At 38.2% G+C, this 1312-nt stretch carries 2 protein-coding genes; both read right to left on the bottom strand.

The genetic code is table 11. From position 1 onward, the window contains the following. A partial coding sequence (locus E1176_RS03970) for a tetratricopeptide repeat protein (RefSeq protein WP_155209274.1) occupies positions 1-293 on the bottom strand: 293 nt, incomplete at its 3' end. A gap of 2 nt (positions 294-295) precedes the next feature. After that, positions 296-1312: PorP/SprF family type IX secretion system membrane protein (locus tag E1176_RS03965; RefSeq protein WP_222933079.1), on the bottom strand; the 1017-nt coding region annotated here is incomplete at its 5' end.

Raw genomic sequence — 1312 nt, 5'->3', positions numbered from 1 at the left:
TAATAATGGTTTTTAGCATTTTTATCCTTGCCAATGGCTTTGTGCAATTTATCATACGTTTCAGCGGCCTGAGTATGATTTCTCACGTAATGATAGGAATTGCCTAAATAAAAAAGAGCTTCCGCGTTACCAGGATATTGTTTTATGATTTTACTGTAAGCAGATATAGCATTGTAATGATCATTGCGATTGTAAAAAGCCTGGGCCTCAGATAAAGGATCTGATTGGCTCATAGCTAATGGGCTCATAAAAAGAGTACAGAAGGGAAAGATAAAGGTAAGTAGTAGCTTCATGTTTAAAAGAATCTGCAAGGAACAGCATATTTTGTTTTACTACCTGCAGCGAGGCCTTTCATTACAAACGATATTTCAAAGGCACCCGGGGTTTGATAACTCTGATTGGTAGCGCTTGTAATGTCGTTTAGGTTAGACATGGTAAAATCATAACTCAAATGGACGGCATATTGCTTGTAGCCAAGCCCTCCATAGGCAATTAGTGCATCTTCAAGTTCATAAAACAACCCAGCGCTTAATTTCAATTCTCCATTGTTTAGTGCCGAATATTCAGTGATAGAGCCAATGCGATAGGTTTGAGCATTTTGAATGGACATTACCTGTACGAGACCAGATTGAGCCAACCGTGTGTTTAACTTTTTCTTTATTGAAAGATCTCCAAACCACTGCATGCTTTTATTGGCCGTCATGCTTTCTGTTAAGAAACTTTCTTTTGGTTTTAAAATGTCAAGCGCAGACAAGTTGAAATTGGCCCTTAAGCCTGGGTTGATGATCATCTTATACCCTAGAGCTGCTCCAAAATTAATGTTTCGTACATTTTCGTTTGCTATAGATTCACCCGTAGGTAAGTTTCTGTCGAGAAAAAAACCATTGTATTGATTTTGAAAATAAAGGTCTTCGTAGTTTACAGCACTCGTGCTGAAATTACTGTTGATCCCAAAGGATATTAAATGTCGTTCTTCAAAATCAAGTGGATAGTGAAGTGCTGCATTTATACCTACTTCCTGAAACGAAATTACGTTGTTGCCAAGCTTATCATCTAAAGCATAAAAGCCTAGTCCAATGGCTCCCTTGCCCAATGGATTTTTATTGATCTTATAACTGCCTGATATGCCAAAAGTCTGAAATTGTGCGTCTATTGTTTGCCATTGCTGTCGGTATATACCTCTAATCTCATATTTATCACTCGTGCTACCTGGCGAATTAGGTTGATAAAGTGCCGGGAAGTTAAAGTATTGAGAAAAGTTTACGCTGGGTATTTGAGCTAGACCTTCCTCTGAAATCAAGCAAATCAGCAG

Source organism: Fulvivirga aurantia (assembly GCF_009711475.1).
In the GTDB taxonomy this organism is placed as follows: domain Bacteria; phylum Bacteroidota; class Bacteroidia; order Cytophagales; family Cyclobacteriaceae; genus Fulvivirga; species Fulvivirga aurantia.
The sequence above is the reverse complement of the archived record's forward strand: the minus strand, read 5'-3'. Positions and strand labels throughout refer to the sequence as shown.